The sequence below is a fragment of the Cloacibacterium rupense genome (assembly GCF_014645495.1).
Lineage (GTDB): Bacteria > Bacteroidota > Bacteroidia > Flavobacteriales > Weeksellaceae > Cloacibacterium > Cloacibacterium rupense.
Genome location: NZ_BMLV01000002.1, coordinates 628,033 through 645,176, shown reverse-complemented (window position 1 = coordinate 645,176; position 17,144 = coordinate 628,033). Strand labels below are relative to the sequence as shown.

Below are 17,144 nucleotides of genomic sequence, written 5' to 3'. Positions count from 1 at the left end.
TTTAAAAATTATGAAAATAGAACAAATTTATACCGGATGTCTCGCCCAAGGTGCATATTATATTGTATCTGATGGTGAAGCTGCTATTGTAGACCCTTTGAGAGAAATACAACCATATATAGACAGATTAGAGAAAGATCAAGTAAAACTAAAATATATTTTTGAGACTCACTTTCATGCAGATTTTGTTTCTGGGCATATAGACCTTTCAAAAAAAACTGGAGCCCCAATTATTTACGGACCAACTGCCCAACCCTCATTCGATGCAATCATTGCAGAAGACAATCAAATTTTCGAAATAGGAAAAGTAAAGATAAAGGTTTTACATACCCCTGGTCACACCATGGAAAGTTCTACTTTTTTATTAATAGATGAAAACGGAAAAGAAAATGCCATTTTCTCTGGAGACACTCTATTTTTGGGAGATGTAGGTAGACCTGACCTTGCACAGAAAGCTGCCAATCTTACCCAAGAAGAATTAGCAGGCCTATTATATGATTCTCTGTACAATAAAATCTTACCTTTACCTGACGACATTACTGTTTACCCAGCACACGGTGCGGGCTCTGCTTGCGGTAAAAATATGCAAAAAGAAACAGTAGACACTCTTGGAAACCAGAAGCAAACCAACTATGCGCTTAAACAAAGTTCTAAAGAAAACTTTATAGCAGCAGTTTTAGATGGCCTAACAGCTCCTCCGAAATACTTTGGAATGAACGTAGCGATGAACAAAGGCGGTTACGAAAGTTTTGAAGATGTGATGAAAAAAGGAAATAATCCTCTTTCTGTAGAAGATTTCGAAACGGCAGCCGAAGAAACTGGAGCACTTATTTTAGACACTAGAAGTGCAGCAGATTTTCACAAAGGTTTTGTTCCTCAATCAATCAATATCGGCCTTAAAGGCGATTTTGCACCATGGGTAGGAACGATGATTGTAGACGTAAAACAACCTATTTTATTGGTTTCTGATGAAGGAACAGAAGAAGAAGTAATCACCCGACTTTCTAGAGTAGGATTTGATCATGTTTTAGGATTTCTAAAAGGGGGCGTAGAAGCTTGGAAAAACTCAGGAAAAGAAATAGACACCGTGAAAAGAATTACTCCAGAAGAATTTGCTGCTCTACATCACAAAGATGACGTAGTTATAGACGTAAGAAAAGATGGAGAATACGCTGCTGAACACGTAGAAGATGCATACAACAAACCTTTAGCCTATATCAATGATTGGGTAAATGGATTGGATAATAACCAGCATTTTTTCTTACATTGTGCTGGCGGATACAGAAGTATGATTGCCGCTAGTATATTACAAGCTAGAGGTTATAGAAATTTCACAGAAGTAGAAGGAGGATTTGCAGGAATTTCAAAAACTGGTAAAGTATCTACTACCAATTTTGTTTGCCAAAGTAAAACCTTCACTTCTTAAGATATTAATTACTTACCATAATAAAAATGCAACACGTGTTGCATTTTTGTTTTCAATCGTATTTACAAATGGAAATCATCGGTTACTTTTTTGCAATTATCATCGGATTAATCTTAGGATTAATTGGGGGTGGTGGCAGTATATTGACCGTTCCTATTTTTGTTTATCTATTTCATTTAGATGCGGTTACCGCCACTTCTTTCTCTATGTTTGTAGTAGGCTCTACCAGCTTGGTAGGTTCTGCAGGATATATAAAGCAAAGAAAGATTGACTTCCGGACCTCATTATTATTTGGGATACCCTCTATAATAGGAATTATTTTTTCGAGGAGATTGGTGGTTCCTCATTTACCAGAATACATTATTCAAAGGGGGGAATTTATTCTAACCAAAAACACCTTTCTTCTAATCCTTTTTGCCATTCTGATGTTGGTATCATCATACAAAATGATTAAAAAGACAAATGACACTCCTCTGAAGAAAACACAAGAGCCCAACTATACCTTGCTCATTTCACAAGGGTTATTGGTAGGTATATTAACAGGGCTGGTAGGTGCGGGAGGTGGCTTTCTTATAGTACCAGCACTGGTAATGCTGCTAGGAATGGAAATGAAAGAGGCCATAGCTTCCTCTCTTTTTATCATTGCGATGAATTCTTTGTTAGGGTTTTTCTTAACGCTGGATAAAGTGGTGGTAGATTGGGGTTTTCTTATGATTTTCACCTCACTCTCTGTTTTTGGAATCTTTTTAGGGTTGTATTTATCTAAAAAAATCAATGGAAGGAAGCTGAAGCCTGCCTTTGGATGGTTTGTTTTGGTTATGGGAATCTATATTATTGCGAAAGAAACATTCTTGAAATAGCCATGCAAAAAGTATAGAACATATATGCCTTTTTCATACACTATCTATGCTTTATCTATACTTCAACTATACTTTAACTATACTTCAACTATGCTAATGGTTTTTCTTAAAATATATTCGTTTTTAATTATGAAAAAGAGCAAAGTATAAATCCTATTGTTTTCATTGAAAGCCTTTTTAAGTCAATATAAGCTTTATCTATTGCACTATGTAATTTTTGTTACAAAAACTATCAATATTAAATCCGATTTTTGTATCTGAAAATAGATGATTTCTATAATTATTACCACAAAATGAAAGATTGACGGGAAACATAATTAGAAAAATCTATTAAGAGAAAAAGATGTTTTATTTTTTTGTAAATTGCATAGAATTAATGTTTTAGAAGTTCTTTAAAAAACAATTACCATCCTTAAAAGACATTTATTTTGAGAAATTTCGATCAAGAATATTGGAATAACAAATGGGAAAACTCCCAAATTGGTTGGGATATAGGAAGTGCCTCTACTGCAATTTCGGAATATTTTTTACAAGTAGAAAATAAAGGCCTTAAAATTCTAATTCCGGGATGTGGAAATGCACACGAAGCAGAATTGTTATTGAAGGAAGGCTTCAAGGATATTACGTTATTAGACATTTCACCCAAGGCTTGTGAATTAATTTCTAAGAAATTTTCAGAAGATGAAGTTGAGATTATCTGTGGGGATTTTTTTGCACATCATGGAAAATATGACCTCATTGTAGAGCAAACTTTTTTCTGTGCATTAGACCCGAAATTGAGGAGAGAATATGTCAAAAAAATGCATGAATTGCTAGCAGAAAACGGCAAAATTGTAGGATTACTATTCGATAGAGATTTTGAAGGGACTACTCCCCCTTTTGGAGGAACAGAAGAAGAGTATCGAAGTCTATTTAATGAAAAATTTGAAATAAGAACCTTAGAACGGTGTTACAATAGCATCAAGCCGAGGGAAAATACAGAAGTTTTCATCAATTTTAGTAAGAGATAAAAAAGAAAACAATCACCATAAAAATAAAAAATATGAAAGCAAACATGGGCGGTATAGACAAAATCATCCGCATTATCATCGCAGTAGTAATTGGATACTTATACTATTCAGGAAGCATTACAGGAACCCTTTCCGTTGTTTTATTAGCAATAGCGGCAGTATTTTTATTAACGAGTATTATTAGTTTTTGTCCTTTATATACGTTATTTGGGATAAACACTTGTAAAAGAAAAATATGAAAGACTTCATTAAAAAGTATAAAATAAGCCTTATAGGCATTTTCGTTGGAGGCATTCTAGGCTACGCTTATTACCATTTTATTGGGTGTAGTACGGGGAGTTGCTCTATCACGTCAAAGCCCATCAATAGTTCAGTTTACGGAATGGTGATGGGGTATTTGATATTTTCATCATTTCAAAAAAATAAAGAAAACAAATAAGTTATGTTAGGATTTTTAAAGAACTTGTTCGGAGGAACAAGTGTAGATTATGCAGAATTGGTAAAAAATGGTGCTCAGATAATTGATGTAAGAACGCCGGCAGAATATAACGGAGGTCATATTAAAGGTTCAAAAAATATTCCATTGCAGAGTTTGAATCAAAATTTAGGAAAGATTAAGAAAAACAAGCCCGTGATTACCTGTTGTGCCAGTGGAGCTAGGAGTGCAGCTGCGAAAAGCATATTGCAGAATAGCGGTTTTACGGAAGTATACAATGGCGGAGGCTGGAGCAGTTTACAATCAAAATTATCATAATGAAAGACTTTTTAAGGGATTGGAATATTAGAAGAACAATTTATCTAATTGGCGGAATTTGGGCAATTTTTCAATCTGTAATGGATAGAATGTGGATGCTCATTCCATTCGGAATGTATTTTGTTGCGATGGGGATATTCAAATTTGGTTGTGCTTCTGGAAGCTGCGAAGTTCCAATGTCTTCGAGTCAAGAAACCGAAAATCAAAAATAAAGAACAATGTCACAAAAATTTCAAGAAATTATACAATCAGAGACCCCAGTTTTGATTGATTTTTTTGCCGTTTGGTGCCAACCGTGTAGGGTACAATCTTCGGTATTAGTTTCAGTAAAGGAGCAAGTAGGAGATCGAGCAAGAATCATTAAAATAGATGTAGACCAATATCCAAGTATAGCCTCAGAATACCAAGTAAGGGGAGTTCCCACTTTGGCATTATTCAAAAAAGGTGAAATGCTATGGAGAGCAAGTGGTGTACATGATGTGAATACCTTGGTCAATTTAATCAACGAACATCAATAATTCGAACTAAAAAATGACTCATTTCCCGGTATACAATGCATGTAATTTGATTACGAATGAAAATTCTGAACGAAAAATTGTTGTTCATGAGTTGAAGGATTTATTGACTGATGAGCATTTACCTCATAAGCCACACCGACATACATTTTATCAGATTTTGTATATAGAAAAAGGAGCTGGCAGTCATAAAATTGACTTTACAGAGCACCAGATAGGCGGCCCTGTCATCTATATATTAGCTCCAGGTCAGGTACACGACCTTAGGATTACCGATAAAAACTCATTAGGATGTTTGATTAATTTCAAGCCAGATTTTTTCAGTTCATTTCTCAACAAATCACAATGTGTAGATCAACTGCCTTTATTTAGTTTTAATAGGTCGGTCTCTTATTATGAAATTCCAGAAGAAAAGCATTCTATTTTCAATGATATTTTTTCAAAAATAAAGAGTAGTTCAGATTACCAATCAAAAAACTCTGAGAATTTACTTAGAATTCATTTGTTAGAATTATTCTATACGATTATAGATGAAATCAACGACCCAGAAGAAAACATAAATATTACCAATCAAAAGAATTTAATCTACCGATTTGAAAAATTATTAGAAGAAAATTACGGTACAGAGCACTACCCAAAATTCTATGCAGACAAGTTGGCGATTACTGCCAATTACCTCAATTTTATTTGCAAAAATGTAATTGGGAAAACAGCGGGTGAAATTATTAGAAATAGGATTGTATTGGAAGCCAAAAGATTACTCATTAATTCTGAATTTAGTATTTCTCAAATATCCTTTCAGTTGGGTTTTGAGGACAACTCTTATTTCACCAAATTTTTCAAGGCCAATTCTAAAACCTCACCATCAGAATTCAGGAACCATATAAATCGATAAATATTGCCATTTTTAGCAGATATTTCACAAGAAAAAGGCATTTAAAAGCAGTACTTTTGTATTAGAAAAACACAAGAACAATTACTAAACTTTTCATATTTTTTATACAAATGCAACGAAAGCCGTTTTGGTTTTGCGTTGCATTTTTTTGTTTTATTAAATTTTAGTTTGGCATATTATTAGAATCATTTAAATTAGATTGAATAAAACACCATCAAAAAACTTTAATTAAAATGAAAAAAATTTACTTACTCTTCACCGTTCTCATTACCTTTTTCATCTATTCACAGGAGGCAGGAAAAGCGGGTGAGCTCTTAAGAAATGAAATGGGAGGCACAACAACTCAAGGCAATGAAGCATTACGAGGGAGCAATTCGCAGCAAAAGTTTCCAAACTACCAATGGAATAACCCTTACAGTTTTGGTTACGCCGAAGTTTTTATAAGAATTCCAGAAATGGGAAATTATACGATAGAGATTGGCCAACAAAAAATCACCAATTCTATGGGGAAATTTAGATTTTTTGATTTATATCCTGGCAACCAAACCCTTTCTATTTATGACCGAAACTTCTTGGTTTATAGGACTAGGATTAACATTAGGAATAATACGAGAATGGTTTTGGATTATTTTTCTAATTACGGTTTGTATTTGCTAGGCACACAAAGCCTCAGAAACAATTATGGGGACATCTGGAATGACACCTGGAACAACCCATATGGGAATAACAATGGAGGTTTTTGGGACCCATCGAATGAATTTGGGAACAATGATTTTTATGGAAACACAATGAATGACAGGGAGTTTTCATCATTTATTCAAGCCTTAAAAAAGCAAAGTTTTGATGACCGAAAACTAGATTTTTTAAAGAGTCAACTTAGGAGAACTGCTTTTAGCACGAGACAAATTAAAACCATTATGAAAGAGTTTAGTTTTGATAAAAACAGATTAGAATTTGCAAAATCAGCCTATAAGAGTTGTGTAGACAAGCGCAATTACTATGATTTGTATGATGCTTTTGATTTTGAAAGCTATGCAAGGCAATTGAATGATTATATTAGAAAGCAATAATAAAAAAATAGGGACTGAAATTCAGTTCCTTTTTTTATTTTTACAAAAAAAATCATGAAAAAGGCTATCGCTGCGATTTTACTATTATTTTCTATTTTTGTTTTTTCACAAGAAAAAGAAATCTTAAATGTACTTTACACCCAACAAAAAGCTTGGAACAATGGAGATTTAGAAACCTTTATGAGTGGGTATTGGAAAGATGAAGCTCTGCTATTTGTAGGCTCTAATGGGCCAACTTATGGTTGGCAAAAAACATTGGATAATTATAAAAAGACCTATCCTAATAAAGAGAAAATGGGCATTTTAGAATTTTCAGACATTTCGGTAAAACCATTAGGAGAAGACTATGCTTTTGTCTTTGGGAAATGGAAATTAATTCGTGAAAAAGACACCCCCAATGGAGTTTACACCTTGATTTTCAAGAAGTTCAAAGACGGTTGGAAAATTATTTCAGACCATTCTAGTTGATGCAGCCATTAGTTTTGTTGTGAGGTCATTATTTTATTGTACCGCCCTACTATTTTAGGATAAAATCATCTGCATCTTCTAGAAAAGGAAAATCTTTTCTAAAATTTTGTAGTTTTTCTAGGTTCAGTTCTGCAAAGACGAAATCCTCATTTTTAGTTGAAATCTCGGAGCCATCCGCAAAAAAGCAATGGCTGCTTTCTTGGTATTTTAGGTTATTTCCGTCAGTCCCTATTCTATTTAAAGCAAAAACATAGGCTTGATTTTCGATGGCTCTGGCTCTGGTAAGTGTCTCCCAAGCTAAGACTCTGGTTTCGGGCCAATTGGCCACGTATAGTATTACATCATAATCTTTTTTATTTCTGGCAAAAACTGGAAATCTGGCATCGAAGCACACCTGTAGTAAAATTCTAAAGCCAAGGTATTCTACGATTACTCTATTATTTCCCGAGGTGTAGACTTTATCTTCACCAGAATAGGTAAAAAGGTGTTTCTTGTCGTAAAAATGGAAACTTCCGTCAGGTTTTACAAAATAAAATCTATTGTAAAACTTATCATTTTCTTTAACCGAAACGCTTCCTGCAATGGCAGAATTTTTAGATTTGGCAAAAGAAATCATCCAAGAAAGAGATTCTTGATGTTCATCTGCCACCTCATCAGGTTTCATATAAAATCCTGTACTGAACATTTCTGGCAGCAAAAACAAATCAGCTTCCCAATTTTTAAATTTTTCTTCTATCAGGGAGAAATTAGCTCGTTTATCCTTCCAAATAATATTTTGATTTAAACCAATGATTTTCATGCTACTACCAATATAAAATTACAAATTTGTTAAAAAAATGAATAAAAAAATCATTTCATTACAACAAAAGTTAAAAAAATGAGTTAATAAATAGAAATTTAAAACAATAAAAGTATGAAAAAAATTGCATTATTATTTATCCTATTTATAGGACAAGCGACATTTGCGCAGGCATGGGAAGGAAAAGGAGACCAGAAAGTACAAGTAGGTTTCAATGGATGGGGCAATGGGACGGGTATCACTGCCACTTATGATTATGGTATTTCAAAAGTTGTTTCATTGGGAGCTGGGGCAAATTTTTACTTTGACGGCTATAAAGACAGCAATAAAGACAACAATTTCTTTGCTTTTGGGAGGGTAAACTTTCACCTGCAAGATGTATTGGGCATGCCTAGTCAGTGGGATTTATACCCTGGAGTAGATGTAGGTGTGATAGGCAATACCTTTGGGCTAGGGGCTCATCTAGGGGTAAGATATTTCTTCAATAATAATGTAGGGGCCTTTATAGAAGCTGGCAACAATGGCAGCCTTGGGGTATCATTTAACTTCTAGAATTAAAAAAACAATAAATTAAAGGCGCTTTTCAGCGTCTTTTTTTAATTAGTACATTATTAGTGAGACAGAATTATTACATTTGCATAGTTTAAAAAAATAACAATTAATGGAATTAGCAACGCAGATATTTCAATTTATTTTAAGTATTTCAATTTTAGTAGTTCTCCACGAGTTAGGACACTTTTTACCAGCAAAATGGTTTAAATGCAGAATCGAGAAATTTTACCTATTCTTTGACCCATGGTTTTCATTGGTGAAGAAAAAAATAGGTGAAACAGAATATGGTATTGGTTGGTTACCCTTTGGTGGTTATGTAAAAATTGCAGGGATGGTGGATGAAAGTATGGATACGGAGCAGTTAAAGCAACCGGCACAACCTTGGGAATTCAGAAGCAAACCAGCTTGGCAAAGATTAATTATAATGTTGGGAGGTATTTTTGTGAATTTGGTTTTGGCTTGGGCCATTTACACCGGATTAAATTTATCTGTAGGAGAAAAGTATCACGACTTATCCAAATTCCAAAATGGAATTTCTGTTTCAGAAGAAGGAGCAATGATGGGTTTAAGAAATGGAGATCATATTATAAAAATAGATGGCAAGCCTGCTGAAAGATTAGAGACTTCACTTATTAACATGCTACTTGCCAATGAAGTGACGGTATTAAGAGATGGGAAAGAAGTAAGTTTCAAGCCCAACGAAGATGGTATTGCCCATATTTTAGGTGCAAAAACAGCAAAATCATACATTGTCAATCGATTTGCGCCCGTGGTAGACACGCTGATAGCAGGACCTGCCAAAGCAGCGGGACTACAAGTGGGAGACAAGATTGTAGGATTGGATGGAAAGAAAATCAACTTTCAGGATGAGTTGACTCAGGATTTATCAAGCAAGAAAAACACTCCAGTTCAGTTGGAAGTTCTTAGAAATGGAGAGCTAAAAACTATTGCAATAACCACTACAAAAGAAGGGAAAATAGGATTTGGGGCAGATTTCAGTTTAGCACAAAAAGCCATAGAAGAAACAGAGACCACCAAATCATACAGCTTTTTACCTGCAGTAGGAAGAGGATTCGAAAGAACCGTAGAATCACTTACAATGCAGATTAAGCAGTTTAAATTGATGTTTAACAAAAAAATCAAGGGATATAAAAATGTAGGTGGTCCTATTGCCATCATCAAAATGATGCCTAAGGAGATAGACTGGATAGCATTTTGGAGTTTTACGGCTATGTTTTCTGCATGGTTGGCGTTTTTAAATTTATTGCCAATCCCGGGATTAGATGGTGGGCACGCCCTATTTACGACATGGGAATTGATCACAGGCAAGCCTGTCCCGCAAAAAGTTTTAGAAAACGCTCAAATGATTGGAGTAATCTTTTTATTAGGGCTAATGCTATTAATCTTTGGTTCAGATATTTACAAAGTAATTGCAGGAAAATTCTAATTTTTTTCAAAAAATATTTTGCAGAAAAGTAAAAACGTATTATATTTGCACCACTCAAAACAAACAGAGTAGCCTTTTTAGCTCAGTCGGTTAGAGCATCTGACTGTTAATCAGAGGGTCGCTGGTTCGAGCCCAGCAAAAGGCGCCCATTACAAGAGAGTTTTCGATTAGTTTCGAAAACTCTTTTTTTATTTGAGCATGTTTTGAGCAAGGTTTTGGGAGAAGTTCTTGTAAATTTGAAAGAGGTTTAAGGTTAAACAACAAGGGAGCAAATCAACTTTGTTTTTATATAAATAAAAAAACAAAGGTAAAATTCACCTTCATTGCCAAAACGAAGGTAAATTTTTAATATATTTACACTTGAAAAACAAAATAAGGTAAAGCTTACCCTTGAAAAATGAAAACATTTAACCAAAACATTCCCTATAATGACCTACCACTTCTGCCTCCGGAAGCGGATATAGAAACTAAAAAGATTTTACGCAAATCAATTACTGCGGGAAGAGCTCTAGCCCAACTCAACGGAACATTAATGAACCTGCCGAATCCTCATCTTTTTCTTGACACCATATATCTACAAGAAGCAAAGGCTAGTTCTGAAGTAGAAAATATTATCACTACCAATGACGAAATCTATCAATCTTTTGTAGCAGAAAAGAAAATAGACAATCCGGCTACAAAAGAAGTGTTGGGTTATAAAAAAGCTTTATGGCTTGGATTAGAAGAACTAAAAACTAAACCTTTCATAACCACTAATCTTTCCATTAAAATTGTTCAATGTATAAAACAGAACGATGCTACCATAAGAAATACTCCCGGCACCACTCTAACGAATCCAAAGGGAGAGATTGTTTACACCCCTCCTATTGGCGAAAGTGTCATTCGAGAAAAATTGGCAAATTTGGAGCGTTTTATCAATGATGAAAATGAAATTGAGCCTTTAATAAAAATGGCCATTCTCCATTATCAGTTTGAGGCCATTCACCCCTTCTCAGACGGAAACGGAAGAACCGGTAGGATTTTGATTTTATTGTATTTAAAATTGTCTGGCTTATTAGAAGTTCCCGCAATCTATTTAAGTGAATATATTATTAATCATAAGAACGATTACTATTTGAAATTAAGAGGGGTGACTGAAAATGGTAACTGGGAAGACTATATCCTATATATGTTGGATATGGTAGAATACACTTCCTTAAAAGGATTAAATCAGCTCAATCAAATTATGCATTCAATGGAACAAATGACTAAAGAAATAAAATCTAAATTTCCTAAAATTTACTCAAAAGACTTAGTGGAAGTTCTATTTAAATTGCCTTATGTAAAAAGACAAAATTTGATGAAGGAAAATATTGGCAATATAAAAACGGTTGGTAATTATTTAAACACCCTAGAAAATGGAGGCATTCTCAAATCTGTGAAAGTGGGAAAAGAAAAATTGTATCTTAATGAAAAACTATTAAGAATCCTTGAAAAAAGATAGTACTTAACATAAAATTTTGCAAGATTTTTTGCAATACCCATACAGAAAACCATCTCTCTCCATCAAATGGAATTTGTATGGAAATTATACTTTTATACGAGCCTTATCATTTGATTATCAATAATTTAAACTTTATTTTTCCTCATTCGCAAAGACACCGTTACTCAGAGGGTCGCTGGTTCGAGCCCAGCAAAAGGCGCCAAAACCATCACAGTAATGTGGTGTTTTTTTTATAGGTAAAAATAGGCTTTATCGACATATGCCTAAACTAGAAAAAAGAAAATTCTTCTACTTATATTTAATGATAGCCATATCGACACAATGTAAAAGATTATCCCGAGGATAATAACTTTTGTAGACAACAAGATGGAAGGATAAATCTTTGGGATGTTTTCAACCTATTTACACAAGCCAATAAAAGCAGTTATACAGATACTTTCCTAGACAGGAATTTGAATGCTTTTGAGTTTACAAAGGGTATTCAAAAAACTCTCAGTGGTAATTCTGGTTATCATTGGTTTTTGAGTTAGGAATAGCCCTGTTTAATGCAGGGCTTTTTTTAATATATTTATCTAAAATAGCTTTATGATAGTATTTTTCTAAGATTAATATTTAAAAGTCCTAACATATCATCATAGTCCTTATCTTTTAGTTTTGCTAAATTACTAACAGTCTCATTAATATCAGTAACTCTGAAAGGAGTTTTGTCTTTATTGATTACAAAAGGATAATCAGACTCTAAAAGAAGCCTGTCAGTTGGGATCTGATTGATTATCTTTAAACCATTATTAGAATTGAACATTGCATTATTAATAGAAAAGTAGGCTCCATTAGCAACTGCTATATCTATATTTTTTAAATTACCTGAGTACCAATGCAATATGAACTTACTATTGAACTTACTTCCTATAATAGACAAAACATCATCAACGCTATTTCTACTATGTATTGTTAATACTTTCCCTCCTAAATCATTACATTTATGGATAAGTGATTCAAAAAAACTTAATTGAATTGCTTTTGAATTAATTGCAACCTTATAATCCAAACCAACCTCTCCAATATATTTTGCTTCATCTAATAGGTTCCACATTTGAGGTATATACTTTTGGTATTTCTCAATAAGTTCAGGGTGAAATCCTAAAGCGGGTTTTATATATTTTGATTCAATCCTACTTTTAAACCTAATGTAAAGAGGAGGAAGATTTGTTACAGCTATTGTGTATATTTTTAGTTTTTCAATACTATTAACTTCCTCATAAAAATTAGTTGACAAATCTAAATGAGCGTGAGTATCAAATAAAAAATTAGTCATTTTTCGTATTTATAAAAGTAGCTAATTCTTCCATCCCCCTATTATATAAATCTTCATACTCATCTATTTTCTCATCTATTTTTCCAGACATTTGAATTGTAAATAAACTATTATCACTTCTAGCATAATCTAAAAGTCCAATCTTATAAGACCTGAGCTCGATGTTAGCTTTCCCATTTTTATAATCAGCATCTTCATATGATGTAGTATCAGTCTCGAATGCCCTTAAAACAGAAGCTCTTCTAATAGTGCATGGCAAACATGTCCCGCAATGTTTAGGTTCAGAACTACCTTTTACCCATCTAACTTGATCTGGATGTGAGCATGACATAGTCTCTTTGTAATGTTCTTTAATAAAATCTGGCTCTTTACAATTTAATAGCATCTCTCCTTTAGTTAAAAACTGATATGGATTTTTTAAAGTTACTTTTACACCAAGTTTTACTAATAGTTCCTGAAACATCTTTAAATAATAAGGATGTGTTGTTCTAGTACTACTACTTCCAAGTCTAGAATTGGTAAGAGGTATATTTAAAGATATTAATCCATTTTCAGGAATATATAAATCAACTTCTTTATTCATGCAAGATGCTAAAATAATAGCATGCATAAAAAACATAAATGACCGTGTCCTAGTTGTATCCTCAACTCCTCCAATTGGTGTTGCATTAAAATTAAAGAATTGTCCATCTTGTAATTCAAATTTATCTTTCAACAATGAGATGACCTTATCTTGGAAAGGCTTTACTCCTTTTCCTCTTCCATAATGCCCAATAAATGCGATGTTTTTGTTTTCTTTTAGTAAATCTATTGCACCAATAAATGAGTCTAGTCCTCCTGACAACATACAGAAGCAGTCAGGAGCATACTTGGTTGAGATGTAACTTCTAGCAATATTTTCAGATATTTTAGTCTCTTTTCCATTTAACTCTCTTTTTCTAAACTCAAAATCCCAAATATCACCACTTAAGTAAGAAATCATTTCTATAAGTAAGTCCTTGTTTTCATTCCATTTATCAACTTCTAATACAGGAATGTAAAGTTTTACTTCTCTAGTCCAATTATCAAATGTTCCTTTCCTTAATACCTTCCTATCAATATAATACACAATTAAGGAGATATACCATAAATCTAATGCCTCATTTTGAAAGAAGCTTGGCATACGATATAAAGGTCTTAATAATTTAAAAAAAGTATGATTATAGTCTGCTTTTGAAGTTAAATCTATTTCAACTGCTGAGGTTACTGTGAATGCATCATCAGTATTTAGTTTAAATATAAATTCTTTCATAATAAATCTTCTATTACGGTGTAACATTGGTTATAAAGGCTTAGTATTTCTTTTGTAGAGAATTTATAATCTTTAATCTCTTTACCTTTAAAGACAATTTCTATCTTATTATGAATATATTCTTTTATATCCTTTTCTATAGCTACCGCATCTGCTGCACTTTTAGAATTACTTTCAATTCTTGAACCTAAATCATTTATTAGCTTCTGATAAATATAAACTTCTATATAAGTTGGAATTATGATATTTACATCTAATTTTTCAATGACTTCTACCTCTAAGTTTTCTTTTTCTATAAGTTTATATAACACTTCCATTGTAAGTATCAAAGCCTTTCTTGAAATAGCATCTTCTTTTGTATTAGGGGAAGGAGCTAAAATGTTTACTAGTTCATTTAGAATTTCTTTTGTGCTCTTATCCCTATAGTTTATCTTGTATTCATCAAGAGTTTCTTTCAGTCCTTGCTCTGAAATACTTTTTACAAAATTTCCAAGATTAATAGTTGTTTTAATTCCTCCTACCGCATTTTTTGAAGCAGATTTAGCACCTCCATATGCTTTTACATATTTTGAAACAGCTCCCTTAATATTTGAGGATCTCCCTGAAGCTAAATTTGACATGAAAGTTTTTGCATTACTCCATTCAACGGTTTGTCCTTCTTGTTGTTCTGCCCTATTATCCTCTAAATCTTGTTCAGAGTCTTCATTTTGACTTTGTGAATTATTATCTTCCTGATCATTATCTTCAAAATCTGGTGGTATTAAAGGATTATTTTGTGATCCTCCATCGGAATATCCTCCATACATACTTGATGTTCCCATAGTTTATTTTTGTTTTAGTTCCTGCTCAATTGTTCTTTTTAATCTTGTGTTTTCTTTTCCCCATTTATCTGTTAGTTCTTTAATATCCTCGAGCTTCCCCGTAGCTTTTCCAAACTCAACAATATTAGGTATGAAAGTGAACTTAATAGCTTTTGCAGGTAAAGTTGACAATTTCACTAAAGTATCAGAATGTAGATTTTCATTAGCTTCACCCCATTCAAGAAATGACTTTAATAAGTTTGAATCAATCTCAGTTGATGATTCTATTGAAACAAAAAGTGTTTTTAGAATCTCTGAAGATTCAAATTCACTTATAGTTTTTGATTTTTTAATGGCTTCATTTCTTAAAGTATCAGAGCCTGCTTGCAAACCTTTTAAGATATTTTCTGCTTCTAAGCTAAGAGAGTAAGAAGATTTAAAGAAAGTAGTTTGTAAGCTTTCTCTTGTGAAATAAAAGTAGTTTTGCAAATCAATATCTGATAATTTTGGTTCAGAGTTAATCCAATTACTTAGCCAAAAATCATCTTTCCAAAGCTTCAAAGCTTCTACTTCATCCCATTTGTTTTCTTCTATTAATTTAATTTCTTCAGGCTTCCCATTTTCATTAGCTTGAAGTTCCCCTATTTTCTTAAATACATCATCCTTAAAATATTCTATTAGCATTAATTTGGCTAAAACCTTCTTGTCTAAGTTTATGTTTTTAAACTTAGACATTTTCATTCTCATTGATAAGGCGTTTAGGAATCTTTTACAGTGTCTTGGATTCCCATTAAGCCTGTTAGATAGTACTGATGAAAGTTGTTTTGAGACTGATAGTACATCTTTTAATTTATCCTCATCAATATCTTCGAACTTATCTTTTATTAAATCATAAGTAATCTCGAACTTAATGAAGTTTTGCTCTCTTTCTTCTTTAAGAAATTCTATTATTTCAGCATATTCTTTTTTGAAAGTTTCTTGAAGAAATAATGATGTAATATAAAAGTCCATCTCGTAAATACCCAACTGAGGTATTTTTATTGGATATTGTATCATTTTCTCAAGATACTCTTTACCAATATCTAAATGGTTTCCTTTAACTTCTGGGAATCTTTTTCCTACAGCATACATTACTTGTCTTTCATCTGCACCAATTATAAAAGAAGTTCCCTTTGTAAACAAGAACAATCTTATTGCTTCTAAAGTTTCTAGAATTGTATCATGGTTACACCTGTCAAGTTCATCTATAAAAACAACTAGTTTTTTAATTTTAGTTTCTTTAAGTAGTTCTTCAAAATCCCTTTGAAACTCTCTAAGATTTTTTCTCACTTCTTCCTTTGAAAAAGTACCTTCAAGAACTTTTTTTATTTCCTCATCATTGACTTCCTGACCTGCAGATTTTAATTTAGAAGCAACTTGATTTAGTGTAATATCTGCAATAGTTCCTAGTCCACCTGTTAGCATGAAATCTACTCCGTACTTTAATCCTTTACTTACTAAGTCAAGATAGTTTATATTTTTTAATAGCTTCTTTACACCAGCTTCAGCTTTTACAGTAAGAGTTCTCTTTTCTTTAATTTTATCTATAATTGTACCTAGCAAAGCTGTTTTGGCATCTTCATAATCTTCAAACAACCATCCATTAAACTTTATACATAAGAAATCTTCATTGCATTCATATGATTTTAGAATCATTTCAACCAAACTAGACTTTCCACTACCCCAATCTCCATAGACACCAATAGTACAGGGAGACAAGTCTTCATTTTCAATTATGTCTTTTGTAACTTCAACTAAATAATCAAAGTTCAATAAATCAAGATAAGTTTCACTGTCTTTCCACATAGAATTTTAATTTTTAAATGTAATTTAAAATTTTTATTGATATTACTTTTACGGGAAATCCTAATATTTAATAAAAATTTTATTCCGATTTTAAATTTACAATCTTTTTTTTAAAAATTTTGTATAAAAAAACATTTTCATTTTTAGTTTTTATTCGAAGAAAACGCCTTGGGATAGTTTACTTAAGTAAATATTATAGTGATGTACATTACTTATTTTTTTGAAAAAAAATTTCACACCCCAATTATTCTAACGCAATCGCCCCTCCAAAACACCCCCACCCATCATTGAATTGGGGAAACTCCCCGTCACCTTTTAAGGTATTTAGAAAAATTTTCGGCGGTATTTACATTCAAGGTGATAGTTGCAATATTCTTACAGAAAACATTCTGATTCCTGGTGGTATTGTTCTAACTCAAAAACTCAAACCAATGGTAACAATTATCAACTACAAAGAAAGACAAAAAGAAGACGGAACTTCCTTCTATGTTTTAGAAGTTCAAGGAGGTATAGAAATGGTTAAAAGCCAAAAAACTGTAAATTTCTATGCAACAGCAAAAAAGGCGCCAAAACCATCACAGTAATGTGGTGGTTTTTTGTTTTGTATTCATTTC

21 protein-coding genes and 1 tRNA gene are annotated in these 17,144 nt (G+C 32.6%); 17 read left to right on the top strand and 5 right to left on the bottom strand.

Going from position 1 to position 17,144, the window contains the following annotated elements:
• Positions 1-10 precede the first annotated feature (10 nt).
• From IEW40_RS07005 to IEW40_RS06955, 11 genes are all read left to right on the top strand, one after another.
• Positions 11-1,426 carry an MBL fold metallo-hydrolase gene (locus IEW40_RS07005; protein ID WP_188617352.1) on the top strand — a complete coding sequence of 472 codons (1,416 nt, stop codon included), beginning with the start codon at positions 11-13 and terminating at the stop codon, positions 1,424-1,426.
• Between the two features lie 68 nt (positions 1,427-1,494).
• The gene (locus IEW40_RS07000) at positions 1,495-2,286 is read left to right on the top strand and encodes a sulfite exporter TauE/SafE family protein (protein ID WP_188617351.1); all 792 of its coding nucleotides are present in this window, start codon (positions 1,495-1,497) and stop codon (positions 2,284-2,286) included.
• Between the two features lie 428 nt (positions 2,287-2,714).
• A complete protein-coding gene (locus IEW40_RS06995) occupies positions 2,715-3,296 on the top strand; it encodes a methyltransferase domain-containing protein (RefSeq protein ID WP_229663395.1) in 582 nt (193 codons plus the stop codon).
• 32 nt (positions 3,297-3,328) lie between these two features.
• The gene (locus tag IEW40_RS06990) at positions 3,329-3,535 is read left to right on the top strand and encodes a YgaP family membrane protein (protein WP_188617350.1); all 207 of its coding nucleotides are present in this window, start codon (positions 3,329-3,331) and stop codon (positions 3,533-3,535) included.
• Positions 3,532-3,735, top strand: coding sequence for a DUF6132 family protein (locus IEW40_RS06985; RefSeq protein ID WP_188617349.1), 204 nt, complete (start codon positions 3,532-3,534; stop codon positions 3,733-3,735). Before IEW40_RS06990 ends, IEW40_RS06985 begins: the two co-directional genes overlap by 4 nt.
• 3 nt (positions 3,736-3,738) lie before the next feature.
• A complete protein-coding gene (locus tag IEW40_RS06980) occupies positions 3,739-4,050 on the top strand; it encodes a rhodanese-like domain-containing protein (protein ID WP_188617348.1) in 312 nt (103 codons plus the stop codon).
• Entirely contained in the window at positions 4,050-4,262 is a 213-nt protein-coding gene (locus IEW40_RS06975; protein ID WP_188617347.1) for a hypothetical protein, read from the top strand. Before IEW40_RS06980 ends, IEW40_RS06975 begins: the two co-directional genes overlap by 1 nt.
• Positions 4,263-4,268: 6 nt before the next feature.
• Positions 4,269-4,568, top strand: coding sequence for a thioredoxin family protein (locus tag IEW40_RS06970; RefSeq protein WP_188617346.1), 300 nt, complete (start codon positions 4,269-4,271; stop codon positions 4,566-4,568).
• Positions 4,569-4,581: 13 nt separating this feature from the next.
• On the top strand, positions 4,582-5,460 hold the full coding sequence (locus IEW40_RS06965; protein ID WP_188617345.1) for an AraC family transcriptional regulator: 879 nt from the start codon (positions 4,582-4,584) through the stop codon (positions 5,458-5,460).
• 233 nt (positions 5,461-5,693) lie between these two features.
• Complete coding sequence (locus tag IEW40_RS06960; protein ID WP_188617344.1) at positions 5,694-6,530, top strand: proline and serine-rich protein 1 family protein; 837 nt, start codon at positions 5,694-5,696, stop codon at positions 6,528-6,530.
• Between the two features lie 54 nt (positions 6,531-6,584).
• Positions 6,585-6,998 (top strand): YybH family protein, encoded by a 414-nt coding sequence (locus tag IEW40_RS06955; protein ID WP_188617343.1) that lies wholly within the window; start codon positions 6,585-6,587, stop codon positions 6,996-6,998.
• Between the two features lie 49 nt (positions 6,999-7,047).
• Here IEW40_RS06955 and IEW40_RS06950 read toward each other — a convergent pair whose 3' ends face one another.
• The gene (locus IEW40_RS06950; RefSeq protein ID WP_188617342.1) at positions 7,048-7,797 is read right to left on the bottom strand and encodes an amidohydrolase; all 750 of its coding nucleotides are present in this window, start codon (positions 7,795-7,797) and stop codon (positions 7,048-7,050) included.
• Positions 7,798-7,911: 114 nt separating this feature from the next.
• On the opposite strand from IEW40_RS06950, the gene IEW40_RS06945 reads away from it, so the two are divergent.
• The 5 genes from IEW40_RS06945 to IEW40_RS14160 all read left to right on the top strand — a co-directional run bounded on the left by IEW40_RS06945 (position 7,912) and on the right by IEW40_RS14160 (position 11,809).
• Complete coding sequence (locus tag IEW40_RS06945) at positions 7,912-8,349, top strand: DUF6646 family protein (protein ID WP_188617341.1); 438 nt, start codon at positions 7,912-7,914, stop codon at positions 8,347-8,349.
• A gap of 109 nt (positions 8,350-8,458) precedes the next feature.
• Positions 8,459-9,796 carry an RIP metalloprotease RseP gene (rseP, locus tag IEW40_RS06940; protein WP_188617340.1) on the top strand — a complete coding sequence of 446 codons (1,338 nt, stop codon included), beginning with the start codon at positions 8,459-8,461 and terminating at the stop codon, positions 9,794-9,796.
• A 71-nt stretch (positions 9,797-9,867) separates the two neighbouring features.
• Positions 9,868-9,941: transfer RNA gene (locus IEW40_RS06935), tRNA-Asn, on the top strand.
• Positions 9,942-10,193: 252 nt separating this feature from the next.
• On the top strand, positions 10,194-11,279 hold the full coding sequence (locus IEW40_RS06930; RefSeq protein ID WP_188617339.1) for a Fic family protein: 1,086 nt from the start codon (positions 10,194-10,196) through the stop codon (positions 11,277-11,279).
• Between the two features lie 374 nt (positions 11,280-11,653).
• Entirely contained in the window at positions 11,654-11,809 is a 156-nt protein-coding gene (locus IEW40_RS14160; RefSeq protein ID WP_229663403.1) for a DUF3871 family protein, read from the top strand.
• Positions 11,810-11,862: 53 nt separating this feature from the next.
• Here IEW40_RS14160 and IEW40_RS06920 read toward each other — a convergent pair whose 3' ends face one another.
• From IEW40_RS06920 to IEW40_RS06905, 4 genes are read right to left on the bottom strand one after another with little or no spacing between them, the layout of a single operon-like run.
• Complete coding sequence (locus IEW40_RS06920) at positions 11,863-12,594, bottom strand: TatD family hydrolase (RefSeq protein WP_188617338.1); 732 nt, start codon at positions 12,592-12,594, stop codon at positions 11,863-11,865.
• Positions 12,587-13,885, bottom strand: a complete 1,299-nt coding sequence (gene qatC, locus IEW40_RS06915; RefSeq protein WP_188617337.1) for a Qat anti-phage system QueC-like protein QatC — start codon at positions 13,883-13,885, stop codon at positions 12,587-12,589. Before qatC ends, IEW40_RS06920 begins: the two co-directional genes overlap by 8 nt.
• A complete protein-coding gene (locus IEW40_RS06910) occupies positions 13,882-14,706 on the bottom strand; it encodes a Qat anti-phage system associated protein QatB (protein ID WP_188617336.1) in 825 nt (274 codons plus the stop codon). The genes qatC and IEW40_RS06910 overlap by 4 nt, the downstream gene beginning before the upstream one ends.
• A 3-nt stretch (positions 14,707-14,709) precedes the next feature.
• Positions 14,710-16,530 carry a KAP family P-loop NTPase fold protein gene (locus IEW40_RS06905; RefSeq protein ID WP_188617335.1) on the bottom strand — a complete coding sequence of 607 codons (1,821 nt, stop codon included), beginning with the start codon at positions 16,528-16,530 and terminating at the stop codon, positions 14,710-14,712.
• Between the two features lie 287 nt (positions 16,531-16,817).
• On the opposite strand from IEW40_RS06905, the gene IEW40_RS06900 reads away from it, so the two are divergent.
• Positions 16,818-17,114 carry a hypothetical protein gene (locus IEW40_RS06900; protein WP_188617512.1) on the top strand — a complete coding sequence of 99 codons (297 nt, stop codon included), beginning with the start codon at positions 16,818-16,820 and terminating at the stop codon, positions 17,112-17,114.
• Positions 17,115-17,144 lie beyond the last annotated feature (30 nt).